Origin of the sequence: Yinghuangia sp. YIM S09857 (assembly GCF_051388915.1) — a bacterium.
Lineage (GTDB): Bacteria > Actinomycetota > Actinomycetes > Streptomycetales > Streptomycetaceae > Yinghuangia.
The window spans coordinates 420,901-439,738 of the sequence record NZ_JBPKBH010000002.1 but is presented as its reverse complement, the minus strand read 5'-3'; the positions used below and the strand labels follow the sequence as shown (position 1 = coordinate 439,738).

The window sequence follows — 18,838 nt, the reverse complement described above, 5'->3', positions numbered from 1 at the left end:
TCCGGCGTTCGGGTCCGGCGTTCGGGCCTCGCGTTCGGGGCCCGCGGTTGCGCATCGCGTTCGGACCTCGCGTTTTGGATCAAGCTTTTGGATCTCGCATGCGCGACGCTGCCCTCGGCCGGGAACGGCAAACACGGCCTGTTGCGGAGATCCCCCGCGACGTGCGCCCGCGGCGGCAGTCCGTCAGCCCCGCCCGTTCCCGACGACGCCGAGCACCGCGGCCTCGATCGCCGCCGCGTCGATGCCCGAGTCCGCGAGCTGCTCGTCCGGTGTCGCCGAGCCCGGCATGTGCCGGACGGCCAGGCGGACGAGCCGCGGCGGAGTGCGGTCGCCGCCCACCCTGTCGTCCCGCGCGTCCCCGGTGTCCGCACCCGCGAACACCTCGGCCACCGCGTCGCCGAGACCGCCCTCGGGCCGGTGGTCCTCGACGGTGACCAGGCAGCCGGTGGCCGCCGCGGCCTCGCGCAGCGCCGCCGCGTCGATCGGCTTGACCGAGTACGCGTCGACCACCCGTACCGGCACGCCCCGTTCGGCCAGGCGGTCGGCGGCCTTCAGCGCCTCGTGCACCGTGATCCCGGCCGCCACCAGGGTGGCGCGGTCGGCGTCGCCGGCACGCAGCACCTTGCTGCCGCCGACGGGAAAGTCCTCGTCCGGTCCATACACGACCGGCGTCTCGCCGCGCGTGGTCCGCAAGTAGCGGATGCCGGTCCCGTCGGCCAGCTCGGCGACGAGCCGGGCGGTCTGGTTGGCGTCGCACGGGTACAGGACCGTGCTGCCGTGCAGCGTGCGGAACATGGCCAGGTCTTCGAGGCCCATCTGGGACGGCCCGTCCTGGCCGATGGAGGTCCCGGCGTGTGAGCCGACCATGCACAGGTCGGCGCGGCCGATCGCGGCCATGCGCAGGAAGTCGTGCGCGCGGGTCAGGAACGCCGCGAACGTCGCCGCGTACGGCACCCACCCCCGCGACTGCGCCGCGACGGCCGAGGACACGAGCTGCTGTTCGGCGATGTAGCACTCCAGGAACCGGTCCGGGTGGCGCTCGGCGAAAGGCTGGAGCCCGGTGGAGTCGCCGACCTCGCCGTCGATGGCGACGACGTCCGCCCGTGCATCGCCCAGCGCCGCGAGCGCCGCCCCGAAGGCCTTGCGCGTCGGGACGCTCTCACCGACCTCGTACGACGGGAGCTCGGCGTCCTTGTCCCGATCGGCGTCGCGCTCCCCGGCCCGCGGCACCGCACGCATGTTGACGGGCGGGCGCGTGCGCACGGTCACCCGGTCGCGCGGCTCGCCGCCCAGCGCCGCGATGGCCAGATCGGGCTGCGGCACGGGCTTGCCGTGCGCGCCCTCGCGGTTCTCGACCTCGGGCACGCCGCGGCCCTTGAGCGTGCGCGCGATGATCGCGGTCGGACGTCCCAACGTGTCCTCGGCGTCGACGTAGGCGTCGTCGATCGCGGTCGTGTCGTGGCCGTCGATGGCCCGGGTGTGCCAGCCGAAAGCGTTGAACCGGTTCGTGTACGCGTCCAGGTCCCAGCCGTGCCGGGTGGGGCCGCGCTGCCCGAGCCGGTTGGCGTCCACGACCAGGACCAGGTTGTCCAGGCGGTGGTACCCGGCGAACTCGGCGGCCTCCCACACCGAGCCCTCGGCCAGCTCGCCGTCCCCGCTCAGCACCCACACGCGCGGGACGGCCTGGGACGCGGCACCGCCGGACCCGGCGGCTCGCGCGTCCCCGCCGTCGCCGCTTCCGTCCCCGTCCTCGGATCCGGAGGGGCGTTCGAGCCGGGCCATCGCCCAGGCCAGTCCGGCGCCCAGCGGCAGACCCTGGCCGAGCGACCCGGTGGCGAAGTCGACCCAGGGGAGCCGCGGGGTGGGATGGCCCTCCAGGCGGCTGCCGCGGCGCCGGAAGGTCTGGAGTTCGTCGTCGTCGATCGCGCCGACGGCCCGGTACATCGCGTACAGCAGCGGTGTGGCGTGACCCTTGGAGAAGATCAGCCGGTCGTTGCCGGGGTGCGCCGGGTCGTCGAAGTCGAAGCGCAGGTGGCGGCCCAGGAGCACGGCCATCAGGTCGGCCGCGGACAGCGAGGACGTGGGGTGCCCGGACCCGGCCGCCGAGGAGGAGCGGACCGCGTCGATGCGCAGCTCACGAGCGAGTTCGTCCATCTGGGTGTCACGTGCGTCGAACGAGCGGTCGGGCATGGCGGCGAGTCCTTCCGTACGGCGGGCGGGTGCCTCTCGCGCCGCTGCCCCTGTCGCCTCGCGCGAAACCGAGCGGAGCGGGTGGGGCCGGGCGCGACGCGCCGCCTCGCGCCGTGCCGGGCCGCCTCGCGCCGTGCCGGGCCGCCTCGCGCCGTGCCGGGCCGCCCCGCGCCGGGCCGCCCCGCGGCCGGCCGCACTGTGCCGCCCTGCGCCCGGCCGCAGTGCGCATCCCGCGCTGGGCCGCCCTGCGCCCGGCCGCAGTGCGCATCCCGCGCTGGGCCGCCCTGCGCCGTCCCGCGCTGGGCCGTCCTGCGCTGGGCCGCACTGCGCCGCCCCGGGCCGGGCCGCATCGTGGCTCACGCCGTCTCGTGCTGGGCCGCGCCGCACCGCGCCGGGCGGCGCGCGCTCCGCAATCGGTGCGCTACTCGCCTCGCCAGACAGGCGGGCGCTTCTCCGCGAAGGCGATCGCGCCCTCGCGGGCGTCCGAGGAGCGGAAGACCGGGCCGATGATCTCCTGCTGGCGGGCGAACGCCTCGTCCGCGGACCAGTCGGCGGACGCGACCACGACCTCTTTGGTGGCCGCCACCGCGAGCGGCGCGTTGACCGCGATCCGGGCGGCCAGTTCGCGTGCCGCGACGAGCGCCCCGCCCGGCGCGGTGAGGCGGTTCACCAGGCCGAGGCGGTGCGCCTCGGCGGCGGTCAGCGGGTCGCCGGTCAGCGCGAGCTCCATGGCGATCTGGTACGGGATCCGCCGCGGCAGCCGCATCAGCCCGCCTGCGCCCGCCACCAGTCCCCGCTTGACCTCGGGAATGCCGAACGCGGCGTCCTCGGCCGCCACCACCATGTCGCACGCGAGGGCGATCTCGCAGCCGCCGGCCAGCGCGTACCCCTCGACCGCGGCGATCACCGGCTTGCGCGGCGGCCTGCTCGCGATGCCCGCGAAGCCGCGCTCGCGGTGCAGGGCGTTCTCCCCGGCCACGAACGCCTTGAGGTCCATGCCCGCGCAGAACGTGCCGCCCGCGCCGGTGACGACGGCGACCGTGATGTCCTTGCGGGCCTCGAACTCGTCCATGGCGGCGGCGATTCCGTCGCTCACCGCGCGGTTGACGGCATTGCGGGCGCGGGGGCGGTTGATCGTGACGAGCATGACGCCGTCGGCGTGCTCGACCAGTACCTCGTCGGACATCGGAAGCCTCCTGGCGAGTCGGGTGGCCCGGGCGCGGGGAAGCGCGACGGGCGCGTGGGGGAGCGGTGTGCGGACCCGCGCACGGGTCGCGGGGAGCCGGGCGGGACCCCCATGCGGGTTGCGGGCGAGCGGTGCGCGGACGCCCGCGCGGGTGGTGGGAGCGGGCCGTGGGGTCGGATCGCGGATGGGGCGTCCGCGGACCGGGTGCGGGCTGCGGAATCGGACGCGGGCCGCGGAACCGCGCCGGGATCCGACGCCTGCGACTCGGGTGAGGTTCCGGCCGACGTCGGCCGGAACCCGCCACGCCGGGCCGGCGTCGGAGCGCGGCGCGGACCCGTCGGTCAGCGCGGTGCCATGCGGATGGCCCCGTCCAGGCGCAGGGTCTCGCCGTTGAGGTAGGCGTTCTCGATGACGAACTGCGCGGTCCGACCGTACTCGTCGGGCGTGCCGAAGCGGCGCGGGTTGGGCACGCTCGCGGCGAGCGAGTCGCGGATGTCGTCGCGCAGCAGGTCGAACAGCGGGGTGTCCATCAGGCCCGGGGCGATGGTGTTCACGCGGATGGCGCGGCCCGCGAGGTCGCGCGCCGCGCAAAGGGTCATCGCGACGACGCCGCCCTTGGACGCGCTGTAGGCGATCTGGCCGATCTGGCCCTCGAACGCCGCGACCGACGCGGTGAGCACCACCACGCCCCGCTCGCCGTCCACCGGTTCGGCCGCCGCCATGGCCGCCGCGCCCAGCCGCAGCACGTTGTACGAGCCGATCAGGTTCACCCGTACGACCTGCTCGAACGCCGCCAGTTCACCCGCATTGCCGGACCGGTCCACGACCCGGATCGCGCTGCCGATCCCGGCGCAGTGCACGACCGCGCGCAGCGGCCCGGACTCGCCCGCCGCGTCGATCGCGGCCCGGAGCTGCTCGGGCTCGGTGACGTCCGCGGCCACGAATCGTGCCCTGTCCCCGAGTTCGGCCGCGGCCTTGTCGCCCGCGGACCGCGGGAGGTCGACGATCACGACGTGCGCCCCGGCCGCCACCAGGCGCTTGGCGGTGCCCAGCCCCAGGCCGGACGCGCCGCCGGTCACGAGTGCGGAGATGCCTTCGATGCGCATGCAGAACTCCCGCTTCGGGCAGGCGCGCACGCGAACTGCCGTACGGGCGCGGCACGCTGCGACGTAATGAACGCTCGTTAAGCTAGGGCGCGGGGGAGGGGAAGGCAAGAGCCGCAATGCAGGGGACCGGGCTCCCGCATCCGGGGCGTCGGTGGCCACTTGTCGGCCGCGGGCCCGCGCGGGGCGGGCGAGCTCGTGCGTGCTCCGTGTCCGCCGGGCGCCCCGGCGGCGCCGACGCGGGGCCCCTGTCCGCACCCCCGCCCCGGTGATCTATACAGAGTGATCTATACAGGTGGCAGGCGTGACCACGCCGAAGGGAGGCATCCGTGGCAGGACCGCGACGACCGGAGGGGCCCGGGCGGACGGCCCGGGCGGAACGAGCGCTGCCGCCGGTCGAGGAGGTGCGGCCGGGGCTGTGGAGCGTGCCCGTGCCGCTGCCGGGCCTCCCGCGCTACGTGATGGTCTACGTGATGGAGACCCCGCGCGGGCCGTACGTCATCGACAGCGGTTGGGACAACGACGACAGCTACGCCGGACTCGCCCGCGGCCTCGCCGAACTCGGCACCTCCATCGCCGACATCCGCGGAGTCGTCGTCACCCACGCGCACTTCGACCACTACGGCCTGGCCGGACGCATTCGCGCGGAATCCGGCGCGTGGGTGTCCCTCCACCCGCTGGACGCCGCCGTCCTGAGCGTGTGGGAGACGGACGCCGCGCACCGGCACCTGGAAATCCTGCTCGCCGCCGGCGCCCCCGATCACGTCGCCGAGGACGCCGCGCAATCGGCCCGCCCCGGCGAGCGCATCGAACTGCCCAGGCCCGACCTCCTCCTGGAGGACGGCGAGCGCCCGCCCGTGCCCGGCTGGAACCTGCGGGCCGTCTGGACGCCCGGTCACTCGCCCGGCCACCTCTGCTTCTGGGACGAGGACCGCGAACTGCTGTTCTCCGGCGACCACGTCCTGCCGCGCTTCCCCGTCGGCATGCACGATTCGGGCTACGACGGCGACCCGCTCACCGACTTCCTCGGGGCCCTCGACCGCCTCGGAGAACTGGACCCCGACGAGGTGCTGCCCGCCCACGAGCACCGCTTCACCGACCTCGCGCCGCGCCTCGCCACTCTGCGCGAGCACCACGAACGCAAACTCGCCCAGACGATAAACGCGGTACGCGACGGCGCCTCGACGGTGTGGGAGGTGGCGTCCCGCATGACCCGGCGGCCACTGGACTCGGTGTCCGGCTTCCCGCTGCAATCCCTGCTCGTCGACGCGACCGCGTACCTCAACGCGCTGCGCACCCGGGGCGAACTGCGCAGTGAACCGCCCCGGCGCGGGCGTCCGGCCCGGTGGTACGCGGCGCCCTGACGCACCGCGCGGAAATTCGGTGGCACCCGGTACGCCCCCCGCCTACAGTGCCTGAGTCGGACGCGCCCGCGTCCCGCCCGACCCGGCTCGTCCGAGCCCCGAGCACGGAGGTGTTGATGACCCGGCCCGCGCCGAGCGCGCCTCACGGCGGCGGTACGGACGCACGCGTCCGCTGACCACCGCTCCGCCAACCCCGAGTTCCCCTCCGGCCTGTGAGGCCTCGTTCGGCCTGCTCCTGCTGCCCCGCACCATCTCAGCCAGGAGTACCGGGTGTCCGACACCATCACCATCCCCGCCACGCGCGACGACTTCGCCTGCCCGCACTGCGGCCTGACCTCCCCCGGCGCGGCCCCGGACGGGGATCCGCGCACGCACTGCCCCAGTTGCCTGCACGCGCGGCACGGCGACGCCCGCGATTGCGGCCGCCGCATGACGCCGATCTCCATCGCCGTCGCCCGCGACGGGGACTGGATGCTGATCCACCGCTGCACCGGATGCCGCGAGCTGACCGCCGACCGCGTGCGCGGCGACGACAACCAACTGCTGCTGATGCGCACCGCGGTACGCCCGCTCGCGCACCCGCCGTTCCCCCTCGACGCCTTCGGCGAGCTGTGAGGGGATGCTGCCGTGCCACGCAGGAACTCCGCCTCGCGAAGCCGTGACGCAAGCCTCGACGCAGGCCGCGATGCGAGCCGCCGCGCAAGCCGTACTGCCAAGCGCCGCAAGGACTTTCGGCCGCCCGGCGGCGAACGCGGCGACAGCTTCCGGTGCGTCGGCTGCCGCCTCGACGTACCGCTGCGCGCGCCGGGGACCGCGCACCGCAACCACTGCCCGCACTGCCTCGCGAGCCGCCACGTCGACGGGCGTACGCCGGGGGACCGCTCCGCCACCTGCCGCGCGCCGATGGCCGCGCTGACGGTCGGCGTGCGGGACGACGGCGAATGGATGCTCGTCCACCAGTGCCGGGGCTGCGGCACCCTCCGCGCCAACCGCATAGCCGGGGACGACAACCCGGTCGCTCTGCTGCGCCTGGCCACCCGGCCGCTCGCCGGGCCGCGCTTCACGGCCGGGGCGCGATCGCTGTGGGGGAGGGCCGGGGCGGAGGTCTGACGCGTCGTGGGTCGGGACCAGGCGCCCGCGGACCGATGAGTTTGCGGGTGCCCGGCAGTCTGCACTCGTGCAGAACCTCCCGACCGCACATCTCGTACGAGGAGAACCCACGATGGGCAAGGCGATCTCGAAGGACGGCACGGTCATCGGGTACGACAGGACGGGCCACGGCGACCCGGTGGTCCTGGTCGGCGGGGCCCTGTGCGATCGCCAGGTGCACAGCGGCCTCGCCGAATTCCTCGCGCCGCACTTCACCGTGTTCAACTACGACCGGCGCGGGCGCGGCGAGAGCGGCGACACCGCGCCCTACGCGGTGGCCCGGGAGATCGAGGACATCGCGGCGCTGATCGCCGAGGCGGGCGGCAGCGCGGCGCTGTACGGGATCTCCTCGGGCGGCGCACTCGCCCTGGAGGCGACGGCGGCGGGCCTGCCGGTCACGCGCGTGGCGGCGTACGAACCGCCGTACCTGACCTCGGAGGCCGACGCGGCGGCGACCGCGCGGCAGACCGACCCGGTGCCGGGGCTGATCCGCGACGGCCGGGCCGACGAGGCCCTCGAACACTTCCTCGGCGCCACCGGCATGCCGGCCGCGGCGGTCGCGGAGATGCGCACGACCCCGGCCTGGTCCTCGCTGGTGGCCGTCGCGCCCACGCTGGTCCAGGACTTCGCCGTGATGGGGGACAGCACGGTACCGGTCGAGCGCTTCGCCGGGATCCGGGTGCCCGCGCTGCTGCTGGACGGCTCGGCGGGCATGGCGTTCATGCACGACGCGGTGCTGGCCGTCGCGTCGGCGATCGGCGGTGCCCGGACCATCACCCTCCCGGACCAGACGCACGAAGTATCCGTCGACGCGCTGGGTCCGGTGCTGATCGAGTTCTTCGCGGAGCCGTAGCATCTGGCGCAGGCCGCGATACGGGAGGCGCGCATGGTCCGCTCAGGCGGCGACTTCGACGTCGTGGTGGTCGGCGGCGGGCACAACGGGCTCGTCGCCGCCGCGTACCTCGCCCGGGCGGGGCGCTCGGTGGCCGTGCTGGAGCGGCGCGCCGAGACCGGTGGGGCGGCGGTGTCCGACCGGCCGTTCGACGGTGTCGACGTGCGGTTGTCGCGGTACGCCTACCTGGTCAGCCTGTTCCCCCGGAAGATCGCCGACGATCTGGGGCTCCCGCTGGTCCTGCGGCGGCGCCGGATCGGCTCGTACACGCCGCGCGGCGACGGCGGCCTGCTCGTCGATTCGGAGGACCGGGAGCGTACGCGCGCCTCGCTCACCCGCATCGCGGGCCGCCGCGACGCCGACGCCTGGGAGAGTTGGGGGCGGACGACGGGCTCCCTCGCCGCCCGGGTCTTCCCGACGCTGACCGAACCCCTGCGCTCCGCCGAGGAGTTCCGCCGGCTCGTGCACGACGCGCGGGTATGGGAGGACCTGTTCGCCACCCCGCTCGGCCACGCCGTCGAGGCGGCCTTCGCCGACGACACCGTGCGCGGAGTCGTGTCGACCGACGCGCTGATCGGCACGTTCGCCCCGATGGACGACCCGGCCCTGCGCCAGAACCGCTGCTTCCTCTACCACGTCGTCGGCGGCGGCACGGGCGACTGGGACGTCCCCGTCGGCGGCATGGGGGCGGTCACGCGTGCGCTCGCGGAGGCCGCGCGGGACGCGGGAACCGACCTGCGTACCGGGGCTGACGTCACCTCGGTCACCCCGGACGGCGAGGTGACGTATCGCGCCGACGGCACCGAACTCCGGGTCACCGGGCGGCACATCGTCGCGGCGGTCGCCCCCGACACCCTCGCACGCCTACTCGGCGACGAGCCCGCGGGACCGGCGCCCGAGGGTTCGCAGCTCAAGGTCAACATGGTGCTCGCCCGGCTGCCGAGACTGCGTGATCCGGGCGTCGACCCGGCGGACGCCTTCGCCGGGACGTTCCACATCAACGAGGGGTACGGGCAGCTCGCCGCCGCGTACGCGGAGGCCGAGTCGGGCCGCATCCCATCGCTGCCGCCCGCCGAGGTCTACTGCCACACGCTGACCGATCCGACGATCCTCGGACCCGCCGAACGGGCGGCGGGCGTACACACGTTGACGCTCTTCGGGCTGCACATGCCCGCCCGGCTGTTCGCGGAGGACAACGACGGCGCACGTGCCGCCGCGCTCAAGGCGACCCTGGCGTCCCTCGACAGCGTCCTCGCGGAACCGATCGAGGACTGCCTGTTGCGCACCCCGGACGGGAGGCCGTGCGTCGAGGCGCGCACGCCGCTGGATTTGCAGGACGAACTCGGGCTGCCCGCGGGGCACATCTTCCACCGCGACCTCGCGTGGCCGTTCGCGGAGGCCTTCGCCGAGGACTTTGCCGAGGGCTCTGCCAAGGGTGCGGCGCGGGCGGGGACTTGGGGCGTGGAGACGGCGTACGAGCGCATCGTCCTCGGCGGCGCCGGGGCGCGTCGCGGCGGCGGGGTGAGCGGGATCCCGGGCCACAACGCGGCGATGGCGCTGCTGGCACGGTAGCCGCGAGCGGTTGCGCCCCGGCCGGGTCTGCGCGGTCGGCAGCAGTCCTCGCACCACCGTGAAACGGATCTTGTCCATGTGTCGATTCATAGGTTTTCCCGGGCATTTCGAGCCGGCCGGAGCGTGAGGGGTCTCCCGCTGTCGTGGGCTCGTCGCGTTCCGCCATACTGCTGCGCGGAATTGCCCCCCGGCGCGACACCCGGTGAGACACCCGGCAAGACGAAGGACAGATCCTTGACGCACGCTCCACCGCCGTGGCCGCCTTCCCAACCTCCCGGTGGGACAGGGCAATTCCCGTCCCCGCCTGGAACCCATGCGTACCCCGCGCCGCCGCCGGGCGGCGCACCCGCGAGCACGCCGCCTCCCGGCCAGGGGCCCGGACCGTACTCCTCACAGGTCCCCGGTCAGGCTTCCGGTCAGTTTCCGGGTCAGACCCCCGTGGGCCCGCCCGCGCGGCCGCCGCGGACGTTCGGCGGCGTCGCGCGCAAGGTGCTGTCGTACCTGCTCAACCCGAAGGGCGCGGCCCAGCGCGCGCTGAAACCGCAGAACCGGCTCGCGCCGCCCGACCCGCGCATCGACCAGATCAGCCTGATCCGGACCCTGATCGGCATGGCCGTCGTCGTGTGGGTCGGGGTGAAGTACGACAGCGTCGAGGGCGACAAGATCGTCAGCGAGGCGGTTCTGCACATCACGGTCTCGGTCGTGGTCGCCATGGTCGCCGTGCCGCTCTGTGCGCTGGCGTTCGTCCTGCTGTCACATGACAACGTGCGCCGCGAGACCCGCCGCGCGATGCGCTACCCGATGATGTCGATGGCGTGGTTCCTCGGGGCGGGCGGCCTGCTCGCGGCCGTGACGGCGACGGGGCTGGTCCAGGCCAGGCCCGACAACCCCGGCTTGTGGGTGCTTCTGCTGCTGGGACTGGCCGGGTTCATCTGGACCGGCTTCTTCGCGATCTTCGCCTTCTTCCTGGTGCCGCGGCACCTGTTCGCCGCCGCGGACGGGCACCTGCTGATGCCCAGCCTGCTCGCGCCGACGCTGTCCTGGGCGGTCGCCGCCGTCGACCTCGCGTCGCCGGGCAACAACCGGGTGCCCACGGTGATCGCCATGGTGGTGACGCTCGGCGCACCGGTCACCATCACCGCGCTGTCGGTGTGGGAGGCCAAGCGGGTGCGCGACTTGTACGGGGTGACCTTCCGCGGCGGGCCGCAGCCCGCCCGGATCCCCGCGCACGCGGTGGCCGCCGCGCAGCAGCGCGCCCAGCGGCAGGCGAGCCAGGCCGCGATGGTGAACGGCCTGGCGTCCCGCGGCCTCTTCGGATGGCTGCCTGGGCTGATCGCGCGGGCCGGGACCGTGCCGTCCGCGTCGTGGTCGGGCCCGCACACCGGGGGCGGCACGGCGACCGGGTACCAGCCGGCGGCCACCGGGGTACGCCCGTTCCCGCACGTGGCACACGTGGTCGGGGTGCTGTTCACGTGCGGGCTGTGGACGTTCGGATACCTCGGCTCGTACCTGCGCTGGAAGCGCCGGAGCGCGGCCGCCGCGCGCCGTCAGGCGTACGGGGCGGGAGGGGCGGGTGCCGGGCAGGGCTGGTACTGAGCGGCGCCGGAGGGGTTAATCCTTGAGCGGCCGGAAGGGCGGCCGCATCGCAGACGGGGCCGGCCGTCGGGCCGGGAAACGGGTCGGGCGGCCGGACCGGCCGCCGGCCTTTCCCTGGTTCTCCGGCCGTGCGGGTCCTACAGGCCCAGCCCGACCCAGAAGCGTGCGAGCTGGTCGAACCCCAGCACGGCGACGGCGCCGAGCGCGCATACGACGGTGGTGACGAGCCCGGCCGCGCCCCAGGCGCGGTCGGACCCGCGCGAGGTCTCGTCGCGGGCGATCGGCAGGAAGAGCGAGAGGCCGAGCGCGCCGCCCAGGACCGCGGCGATGATCCCGAAGCCGAACCAGACCACGGAACCGCCCGCGCCGCCGGGCACCCCCTCCCACAGCATCGCCATGCCGCCGAGGCCGAGGCCCCAGGCGAGGGCCAGGGTGAGGGCACGGATCGGGAGCGCGAGCGGCGTGGGGGAGGACAGCCACGTCAGGCTGCGGCGCAGGGCCTCGGTCACCGGGCCTCCTGAAATGTCTATTTAATGACGAGTCGCCATGAAATGACGGTCGTCCTGTCGACGTTAGGGCCACCACCGGGGGGCCGCAGTCCGGCGGATCCGAATGGGCGACAAACCCTTCCGTTGCCCAAATATGGACAAGATCGGACGTGGTGGGATTTGCCTTCCGCTCTTGTCAAGGTGGTTTCAAAACTTTTTGGGTGATCGGACCGTCACGCTCACTCTGCGACATATCCGCATGTCATACCGGTAGGCCGGAATAGCCTCTGTGCGGCTTGCCTGGCTTGACGCACCCTTTATCCGGCCGGAAACCGACCCGCGCGAGTTGTGGTGGCCCGGGCGTTCTGTCTAGCGTCACCCCCGGTTTCGCCGCCCAGGCGTGGCCCGCCGACCGGAACGCCGAATCCCGTCCCCGGTCCTGGTGATGATGCACAGCATCCGGACGGGAGCGGGGGAACCAGGTGGTACGCCGTACCCGGACATCCGGGTCCGGCTTGGGGTGAAGCCGTGCCATGCGCGGCCGGGCCGCTCCGGTCCGAATCCGACAGCTCACCTCGCAGGCGGCAGGAGAGGAACGACTTCATGCTGTCTGCCCACAGCGTTCGCTGCTTGGTGGCCGCCGCCGGGATAGCCGGACTCGGCGCCACACTCACCGCGACCACCGCCCACGCCGCGCCCGCCGCCCCCGCGTTCCCGCAGAACGCCCCGGTCTCGGCGCCGGACGACGCGGCCGCCCCCGCACCGGACGCCACCGTCACCACCGCCCCCGCCCCCGTCGCGGCCCCGGCCGCGCCCACCGCGCCGCTCGCCACGTACACCGTGGTCGCGGGCGACACCCTTTCCGAGATCGCCCAGGCCAAGGACATTCCGGGCAACTGGCAGGCGCTGTACGAGATCAACCGGGATCAGCTCCCGCGCGGCGCCGACTGGATCGACATCGGCCAGGTCCTCAAGCTCGCCGGCGTCGCCCAGGACGCCGCGTCGAAGGCGCCGACCACGTCGAAGACCTCGGTCACCGACAAGGCCCCGGCCAAGACGGCCCCCACGACCGCCCCCAAGCCCGCCCCGAAGACCGCGCCCAAGGCGCCGGCGAACGGCAAGCCGCAGGGCTCGGGCGCGAAGCTCACCGTCGACACCCCCGCGAAGGCCCCGGCCCGGTCCACCGGCCAGGACACCGCCGGCACCACCGCCAAGAACAACGCCGCGACCAAGCCGTCGACGGGCAGCGCCGTCACCGCGCCGTCGTCCGGCAAGGCGGCCACCGCCATCGCGTTCGCCAAGGCGCAGCTCGGCAAGCCGTACGTCTACGGCGCCGCGGGCCCGAACGCGTACGACTGCTCCGGCCTGGTCCAGGCCGCGTGGAAGGCGGCCGGCGTCTCGCTGCCGCGCGTCACCAACGCGCAGTTCGCGAACGGCAACAAGGTCTCGATCTCCAACCTCCAGCCCGGTGACCTGGTCTTCTACTACTCGGGCATCAGCCACGTCGGCATGTACCTGGGCGACGGCAAGATCATCCACGCGCCGAACTCGCGCAGCGTCGTCAAGATCGTCGACGTCGACTCGATGCCGATCGCGGGAGCCACGCGCCCGGCGTGACGCTGCGGGTACCGCGGCTGCGGCGGCTGCCGCGGCACTGCGCGCAGTGTGCCGCGCAAAGTCCAGCGCAGGACGCTTCGCGGGGTTGATCGCGGAGTTCTTCCAGGAGCGTGCCGCGACGTTCTGTGCGGTACTCCTCGCGAGCTTCACGCGGTGCTCCGTGCGGTGCTCCGTGACGAGTCCGGTGCGGTGATCCGCGCGGCACTTCCGGCGGCGCGACCGCCGGAGACACAACCCCTGACCGGCCCCGCGCGGACGGCAGTCCACGGTTCTCAGCTCGTGGACCCGCCGTCCGCGCGGGTGTCCGCAGGGGTTCGCGGCGTTTCTCGGGCCCGTCTCCGGGCAGGCGACGAGTAGAGCCCCCGGCGCGGTACGGAGGTGTCCACCATGTCCGGGCCCGCACTCAGCAGACGAGAACGCCTGATCCTGCGCGAGATCGAACGCGACCTCCTCGACGACGAGGACTTCGTGCTTTCCGTGAGCGACCTGTTGCTCACCCGACCGCCGTCCGACAGACCCGGGGCCGACGCACCCCCGCCCGCCGGGACCACGCTGCCGGACCGGCTCGCCCCGGACGCACCGCCCGACGGGCGCCCGAGGGAACGGCCGCCCCGCCGGGCCCGCCCTCGCCGGTTGCGGCCGCCGGGTGCCTCCCCGCACGCCGGGGAACCGCGCCTCCGCTCGCGCTGCGCCGGATTCCGCGCGGCGGTGCGCGAGCACGGCCTGATCCTCCTCATACCGGTGTGCGCCGCGCTCGCCGCCGTCACGTTCGGCGGAGCTCCGGCTTACGTCGCCGCGGTGTTCGCCGTCGTTCTGGTGGCCACGGTCGTGGTCGGTATCAGCCGGTACCGGAAGCGCCGGCGCGGGTCCCGATAGGCCGGACGCCCCCCCGGCGTCGCCGCGAACACCCGTCGCGCGCGCCGTCGCGTCCGGGACGCGCCCGCGACGCGTCCCGGGACGCGCCCGCGACGGGTCAGGTGATGCCACCGGTCGCGCGGACGTTCTGGCCGGTCAGCCACCGGGCGTCGGGGCCCACGAGGAACGCCACCACATCGGCCACGTCGGACGGTTCGCCCAGGCGTCCCAGCGGCGACATCGCCGCGGCCATCTCCAGCGCCTCGGGCGGGTTGGTGCCGCGCAGCAGGTCGGTGTCGGTCGCGCCGGGGGAGACCACGTTGGCAGTGATGCCGCGGACCCCGAGTTCGCGGGCGGCGACGTACGTCAACTGCTCGATCGCGCCCTTGCTGGCCGCGTAGGGCGCGATGCCGGGCGCCGCGTGGACGGTGTTGAGCGTCGAGACGGTGACGATGCGGCCGCCGTCGCGCATCCTGCGGGCCGCGTATTGGAGCATCACGAACACCGACCGCATGTCGGTCGCCATCACCCGGTCGAACAGGTCCGGCTCGACGTCCGCCAGCGGCGTCGGGACGAACGCCGTCGCGGCGTTGTTGACCAGGATGTCCAGGCCGCCCAGTTCGGCTTCGGCCTCACGCATCAGGCGCTCCGCGGCGTCCGGCTCGGTCAGGTCGAACTGCATCGCGCGCACCTTGCCGCCGTCGTCGCCCACCTGGCGGACGACGTCCTCGGCGGCGGCATGGCTCGACGCGTAGTTGAAGAGGACGTGCGCGCCGTCCCGGCACAGGCGTTCCACGATCCCGCGGCCGATCCCGCGCGACCCGCCGGTCACCACGGCCGTCTTGCCCTCCAGCGTTTTGCCTTTCAGCGTCCTGCCCTCCGGCATGGGAAGCCCCCTGGTCGCGTGCGGACAGCGTCTTCCAAGCCCTGCCCAGCGTGGTGCGGCGTCATGCCGGGGTGTGGTGTCGAGCGGTGGCGTGTGCCGCGGTGGCGCGGATCAGGTCAGCGTGTCGGCGCGCGACACCAACAGCACTACGGTCAGACCCGCGACCCCGACCGCCGCGCGGAACGGCACGGGGGAGTCCGCGTCCGGGACGCCGGTGCCGAGCGCCGCGGTGGCGGCCGCGGCACCCAGGACCGCCCAGTCCGCCGGCCGTGCGGGGCCCTCCGAGCCGAGGGCCATCGTCCCGACGGCGGCCAGCAGCACGGCGGGTGCGATGCGCCGAACGCGCGCCGCGCCGAGCCGGTGCGGCAGCCCGCGTACGCCCGTCGCCCGGTCGGCGTCGAGGTCCGGCAGGACGTTCACCAGATGCGCCCCGACGCCCAGCAGCGCCGCCCCGGCCGTCGCCCACCACGCGGGCCGCGGCGCACCGGGCAGCCCGAGAGTCACGAACGCCGGGAGCACGCCGAACCCCACGGCATACGGGAGCGGCGACAGCACGGTGCGCTTCAGGCCGAAGTCGTACGCCCAGCCGCCGAGCAGCACACCGGTCAGATGCGCGGCCGCCGCCTCCCGGCCGCCGAGCAGCGACAACGGCACGCACGCGGTCAGCGCCGCACCCGCCGCGACTCCGAGCGCACGCGGCGGCAGCTCGCCCGTGGCCGCCGGTTTGTCGGTACGCCCGGCGGCCGCGTCCCGCCGCGCGTCGGCCGCGTCGTTGCACCATCCGACGGAAAGTTGTCCGGCCAGCACCGCGGCCCCGACGCCCGCGGACCCCGCGGCCCCGCGCCCCGCACCGGCGGCGACGGCGGTCACCATCGTCGTGACGGCGGCGGTCGGCAGCGGATGGCACGCGCGGGCCAGCGCGAGGCAGTTCGCGGCCACCCGACGGGCGGCGGAACCGGATCGTGCGGCGGACGCGGGAGTGGCCGCGGCGACGCCGGTGCCGGCGTCGCGCAACGCCTCGGCCACGGCCGAAACCCGCCGCGGCAGGCCTCGCACCCGACGCGGCGTGCGTCGGACGGCCGGGGACGGGTATTCGCCCATGGCCGCAAAGGTACTCAACCGCCACCCTTTTCACGTTTCGACCCGACGGGAAGGACCCGCCGATGTGCCGCTCATGTCGGGAACACAGCGTGGGGACGATGCTCACCGACCGCACCGAGCCGACGCGGGAGGACCTCGCGGCCGCGCCCGCGCCGACGATCGCCGCCGTGCAGACCGCTCTGCCCCCACACCGCTATCCGCAGCACCGGCTCACCGACCTCGTCGGCGACCTGTGCCTGGCGCCCGGGGCGGACCGCGGGGTGTTGCGGCGGCTGCACGCGGCCGCGGGCGTCCAGACGCGGCACCTCGCGCTGCCGGTCGAACAGTACGCGGAACTCGGCGACTTCGGCCGTGCCAACGACGCCTGGACCGCGGGCGCGCTCGCCCTCGGCGAGGAGGCCGTCACGCGCGCCCTCAAACAGGCCGGGCTGGAGCCCGGCGAGATCGACCTGATCGCGTGCGCCTCGGTGACCGGGGTCGCGGTGCCGTCCCTGGAAGCCCGCCTCGCGGTCCGCCTCGGGATGCGCTCCGACGTCAAGCGCCTTCCGCTGTTCGGCCTCGGCTGCGTCGCCGGTGCCGCCGGGATCGCGCGCGTGCACGACTACCTGCGCGGCCACCCCGGCCACGCCGCGGTCCTGCTCGCCGTCGAACTGTGCTCGCTGACCGTGCAGCACGGGGACGACTCGCCGGCCAACCTCGTCGCCGGGGCCCTCTTCGGGGACGGCGCCGCGGCGGTCGTCCTCCTCGGCGACGAACACCCGGCGGCGCGACGGGGGGAGGGGCCGCACGTCCTCGCCACGCGCAGCGTGCTCTACCCGGACACCGAGCACGTCATGGGCTGGGACATCGGCGCGTCCGGGTTCCGGGTGATCCTCAGCCCGGAGGTGCCCGACGTCGTGCGCGAGCATTTACACGACGACGCCACCCGCTTCCTGGCCGACCACGGGCTCGCCGCCGGCGACATCGGCACCTGGGTCTGCCACCCCGGCGGCCCCAAGGTCCTGCGCGCCGTCGCCGAGACCCTGGGCCTGCCGGACGACGCGCTCGCCGTCACCTGGCGCTCGCTCGCCGCCGTCGGGAACCTGTCGTCCGCGTCGGTGCTGCACGTCCTCCAGGAGACGCGCGAGGCACACCGCCCCGAACCCGGCACCTGGGGCGTACTGCTCGCACTCGGCCCCGGCTTCTGCTCCGAACTCGTCCTGCTGCGCTGGTGAACGCCGACTCCGCGAGAGGGAAACCCCGATGCTCTGGTACACGCTGCTCATCGCGGCGGTGGCCGTGGAACGCCTCGCCGAACTCGTCGTCGCCAAGCGCAACGCCAGGTGGACGCTCGCGCGCGGCGGCGTCGAGTCCGGCCGGGAGCACTACCCCGTAATGGTCCTGCTGCACACCGGACTCCTCGCCGGGTGCCTGCTCGAACCGCTGCTCGCCGACCGGCCGTTCGTCCCCGCGCTCGGTTGGCCGATGCTCGCCCTCGTCGTCGCGTCGCAGGCGCTGCGCTGGTGGTGCATCAGCAGCCTGGGGCCGTACTGGAACACGCGCGTCATCGTGGTGCCGGGCGCGGCGCCGGTGCGGCGCGGGCCGTACCGGCACCCGAAGCTGCTGCGGCACCCCAACTACGTCGCCGTCGCCGTGGAAGGCGCCGCGCTGCCCCTGGTGCACAGCGCCTGGACGACGGCCCTCGTCTTCACCGCCGCCAACGCCGCGCTGCTGACCGTGCGCATCCGCTGCGAGGACACCGCGCTGCGTCGCCTGGTCCCGGCGTGACCCGCGCCCGGCCGCACGTCGACGTCTTGGTGGCGGGGGGCGGGCCCGCCGGTCTCGCCGCCGCGCTGCACGCCGAACGCGCCGGATTCACCGTCGCGGTGGCCGAACCCCGGGCCGCACCCGTGGACAAGGCGTGCGGCGAAGGGCTCATGCCCGGTGGGGTCGCCGCCCTGCGCGCGCTCGGCGTGCACCCGCCCGGCGTGCCGTTCGCGGGGATCCGGTACGTGACGGGCGCGCGCCACGCGGAGGCGCGGTTCCGGGCCGGGCCGGGGCTGGGCGTACGCCGCACCGACCTGCACAACGCGCTGCACGACGCGGTGGCCAAGGCGGGCATCCCGGTGCTGCCGGTCAAGGTCGCGCGGGTCGAGCAGGATCCCGACGGGGTGACGGCGTACGGCCCCGACCTGCGGGCACGCTGGCTGGTGGCCGCCGACGGGCTGCACTCGCCGCTGCGCCGCGCGCTCGGGCTCGACGCCCCCGCGCCCGGGCCGCCGCGGTACGGGCTGCGCCGCCACTACGCGGTCGCGCCCGCCTCGGAGTTCGTGGAGGTGCACTGGGGTGCGCGGGCCGAGGCGTACGTGACCCCGGTCGGGCCCGGGCTCGTCGGGGTGGCGCTGCTGACCGGCGAGCGGGCGCCGTACGACGACCAGCTCGCCGGGTTCCCGGACCTCGCCGCGCGGCTGGCCGGGGCGGACGCGGTGACGCCGGTGCGCGGCGCCGGCCCGCTGCACCGCCGCGCGACGCACCGGAGCAAGGGCCGAGTACTCCTTGCGGGTGATGCTGCCGGATACGTCGACGCCATCACCGGCGAAGGCGTCGCGCTGGCGCTCGTGGGTGCCGAACTCCTCGTCGCGTGCCTCGCGGGCGGGCGGCCCGAGGCGTACGACGCGGGCTGGCGGCGCCTGACCCGCCGGTATCGCGTGCTCACCGGCGCCCTGCTGCGGGCCCGCCGGAACCCGGCCGCGGCACGGCTGATCGTGCCGCTCGCGCGGTACGTTCCCGGCGCTTTTCCGACTGCCGTGAACGCCGTGGCGCGCCACCGCCCAGGTTTCCCGGGGTGATCTTCGGGCAG

17 protein-coding genes and 1 riboswitch are annotated in these 18,838 nt (G+C 74.6%); of the genes, 11 read left to right on the top strand and 6 right to left on the bottom strand.

The features are described from left to right. Positions 1-183: 183 nt before the first annotated feature. From ACRX5S_RS05200 to ACRX5S_RS05190, 3 genes are all read right to left on the bottom strand, one after another. Positions 184-2,190 carry a transketolase gene (locus ACRX5S_RS05200; RefSeq protein ID WP_436771544.1) on the bottom strand — a complete coding sequence of 669 codons (2,007 nt, stop codon included), beginning with the start codon at positions 2,188-2,190 and terminating at the stop codon, positions 184-186. A 421-nt stretch (positions 2,191-2,611) separates the two neighbouring features. Continuing rightward, complete coding sequence (locus ACRX5S_RS05195) at positions 2,612-3,376, bottom strand: crotonase/enoyl-CoA hydratase family protein (protein ID WP_436771543.1); 765 nt, start codon at positions 3,374-3,376, stop codon at positions 2,612-2,614. Between the two features lie 341 nt (positions 3,377-3,717). Continuing rightward, positions 3,718-4,482, bottom strand: a complete 765-nt coding sequence (locus ACRX5S_RS05190; RefSeq protein WP_436771542.1) for an SDR family NAD(P)-dependent oxidoreductase — start codon at positions 4,480-4,482, stop codon at positions 3,718-3,720. A 326-nt stretch (positions 4,483-4,808) separates the two neighbouring features. Between ACRX5S_RS05190 and ACRX5S_RS05185 the strand changes: the two genes are divergently transcribed. The 6 genes from ACRX5S_RS05185 to ACRX5S_RS05160 all read left to right on the top strand — a co-directional run bounded on the left by ACRX5S_RS05185 (position 4,809) and on the right by ACRX5S_RS05160 (position 11,052). Then, a complete protein-coding gene (locus ACRX5S_RS05185; RefSeq protein WP_436771541.1) occupies positions 4,809-5,843 on the top strand; it encodes an MBL fold metallo-hydrolase in 1,035 nt (344 codons plus the stop codon). A gap of 270 nt (positions 5,844-6,113) precedes the next feature. Then, a complete protein-coding gene (locus ACRX5S_RS05180; RefSeq protein ID WP_436771540.1) occupies positions 6,114-6,458 on the top strand; it encodes an RNHCP domain-containing protein in 345 nt (114 codons plus the stop codon). 12 nt (positions 6,459-6,470) lie between these two features. Continuing rightward, entirely contained in the window at positions 6,471-6,953 is a 483-nt protein-coding gene (locus ACRX5S_RS05175; protein ID WP_436771539.1) for an RNHCP domain-containing protein, read from the top strand. A 112-nt stretch (positions 6,954-7,065) separates the two neighbouring features. After that, a complete protein-coding gene (locus ACRX5S_RS05170) occupies positions 7,066-7,845 on the top strand; it encodes an alpha/beta fold hydrolase (protein WP_436771538.1) in 780 nt (259 codons plus the stop codon). Between the two features lie 33 nt (positions 7,846-7,878). After that, complete coding sequence (locus ACRX5S_RS05165; protein WP_436771537.1) at positions 7,879-9,456, top strand: phytoene desaturase family protein; 1,578 nt, start codon at positions 7,879-7,881, stop codon at positions 9,454-9,456. 438 nt (positions 9,457-9,894) lie between these two features. Further along, complete coding sequence (locus ACRX5S_RS05160; protein ID WP_436771536.1) at positions 9,895-11,052, top strand: hypothetical protein; 1,158 nt, start codon at positions 9,895-9,897, stop codon at positions 11,050-11,052. Between the two features lie 137 nt (positions 11,053-11,189). Here the strand turns inward: ACRX5S_RS05160 and ACRX5S_RS05155 are convergent, their stop codons facing one another. After that, positions 11,190-11,561, bottom strand: coding sequence for a hypothetical protein (locus ACRX5S_RS05155; protein ID WP_436771535.1), 372 nt, complete (start codon positions 11,559-11,561; stop codon positions 11,190-11,192). 420 nt (positions 11,562-11,981) lie between these two features. After that, positions 11,982-12,138: riboswitch (cyclic di-AMP (ydaO/yuaA leader) on the top strand. Positions 12,139-12,143: 5 nt separating this feature from the next. On the opposite strand from ACRX5S_RS05155, the gene ACRX5S_RS05150 reads away from it, so the two are divergent. Together ACRX5S_RS05150 and ACRX5S_RS05145 are read left to right on the top strand one after the other, a co-directional pair. Next, on the top strand, positions 12,144-13,157 hold the full coding sequence (locus ACRX5S_RS05150) for a C40 family peptidase (protein WP_436771534.1): 1,014 nt from the start codon (positions 12,144-12,146) through the stop codon (positions 13,155-13,157). A gap of 387 nt (positions 13,158-13,544) precedes the next feature. Continuing rightward, on the top strand, positions 13,545-14,033 hold the full coding sequence (locus ACRX5S_RS05145) for a hypothetical protein (protein WP_436771533.1): 489 nt from the start codon (positions 13,545-13,547) through the stop codon (positions 14,031-14,033). Positions 14,034-14,130: 97 nt separating this feature from the next. Here ACRX5S_RS05145 and ACRX5S_RS05140 read toward each other — a convergent pair whose 3' ends face one another. Together ACRX5S_RS05140 and ACRX5S_RS05135 are read right to left on the bottom strand one after the other, a co-directional pair. Then, complete coding sequence (locus ACRX5S_RS05140; protein WP_436771532.1) at positions 14,131-14,898, bottom strand: SDR family oxidoreductase; 768 nt, start codon at positions 14,896-14,898, stop codon at positions 14,131-14,133. A gap of 111 nt (positions 14,899-15,009) precedes the next feature. After that, positions 15,010-15,924 (bottom strand): UbiA family prenyltransferase, encoded by a 915-nt coding sequence (locus ACRX5S_RS05135; protein WP_436771531.1) that lies wholly within the window; start codon positions 15,922-15,924, stop codon positions 15,010-15,012. 173 nt (positions 15,925-16,097) lie between these two features. Between ACRX5S_RS05135 and ACRX5S_RS05130 the strand changes: the two genes are divergently transcribed. From ACRX5S_RS05130 to ACRX5S_RS05120, 3 genes are read left to right on the top strand one after another with little or no spacing between them, the layout of a single operon-like run. Next, the gene (locus tag ACRX5S_RS05130) at positions 16,098-17,213 is read left to right on the top strand and encodes a type III polyketide synthase (protein ID WP_436771530.1); all 1,116 of its coding nucleotides are present in this window, start codon (positions 16,098-16,100) and stop codon (positions 17,211-17,213) included. A 28-nt stretch (positions 17,214-17,241) separates the two neighbouring features. Next, positions 17,242-17,766: an isoprenylcysteine carboxyl methyltransferase family protein gene (locus tag ACRX5S_RS05125; protein ID WP_436771529.1), complete on the top strand. Its 525-nt coding sequence runs from the start codon at positions 17,242-17,244 to the stop codon at positions 17,764-17,766. Further along, the gene (locus ACRX5S_RS05120) at positions 17,763-18,827 is read left to right on the top strand and encodes an NAD(P)/FAD-dependent oxidoreductase (protein WP_436771528.1); all 1,065 of its coding nucleotides are present in this window, start codon (positions 17,763-17,765) and stop codon (positions 18,825-18,827) included. Before ACRX5S_RS05125 ends, ACRX5S_RS05120 begins: the two co-directional genes overlap by 4 nt. The last annotated feature ends 11 nt before the right edge of the window (positions 18,828-18,838 follow it).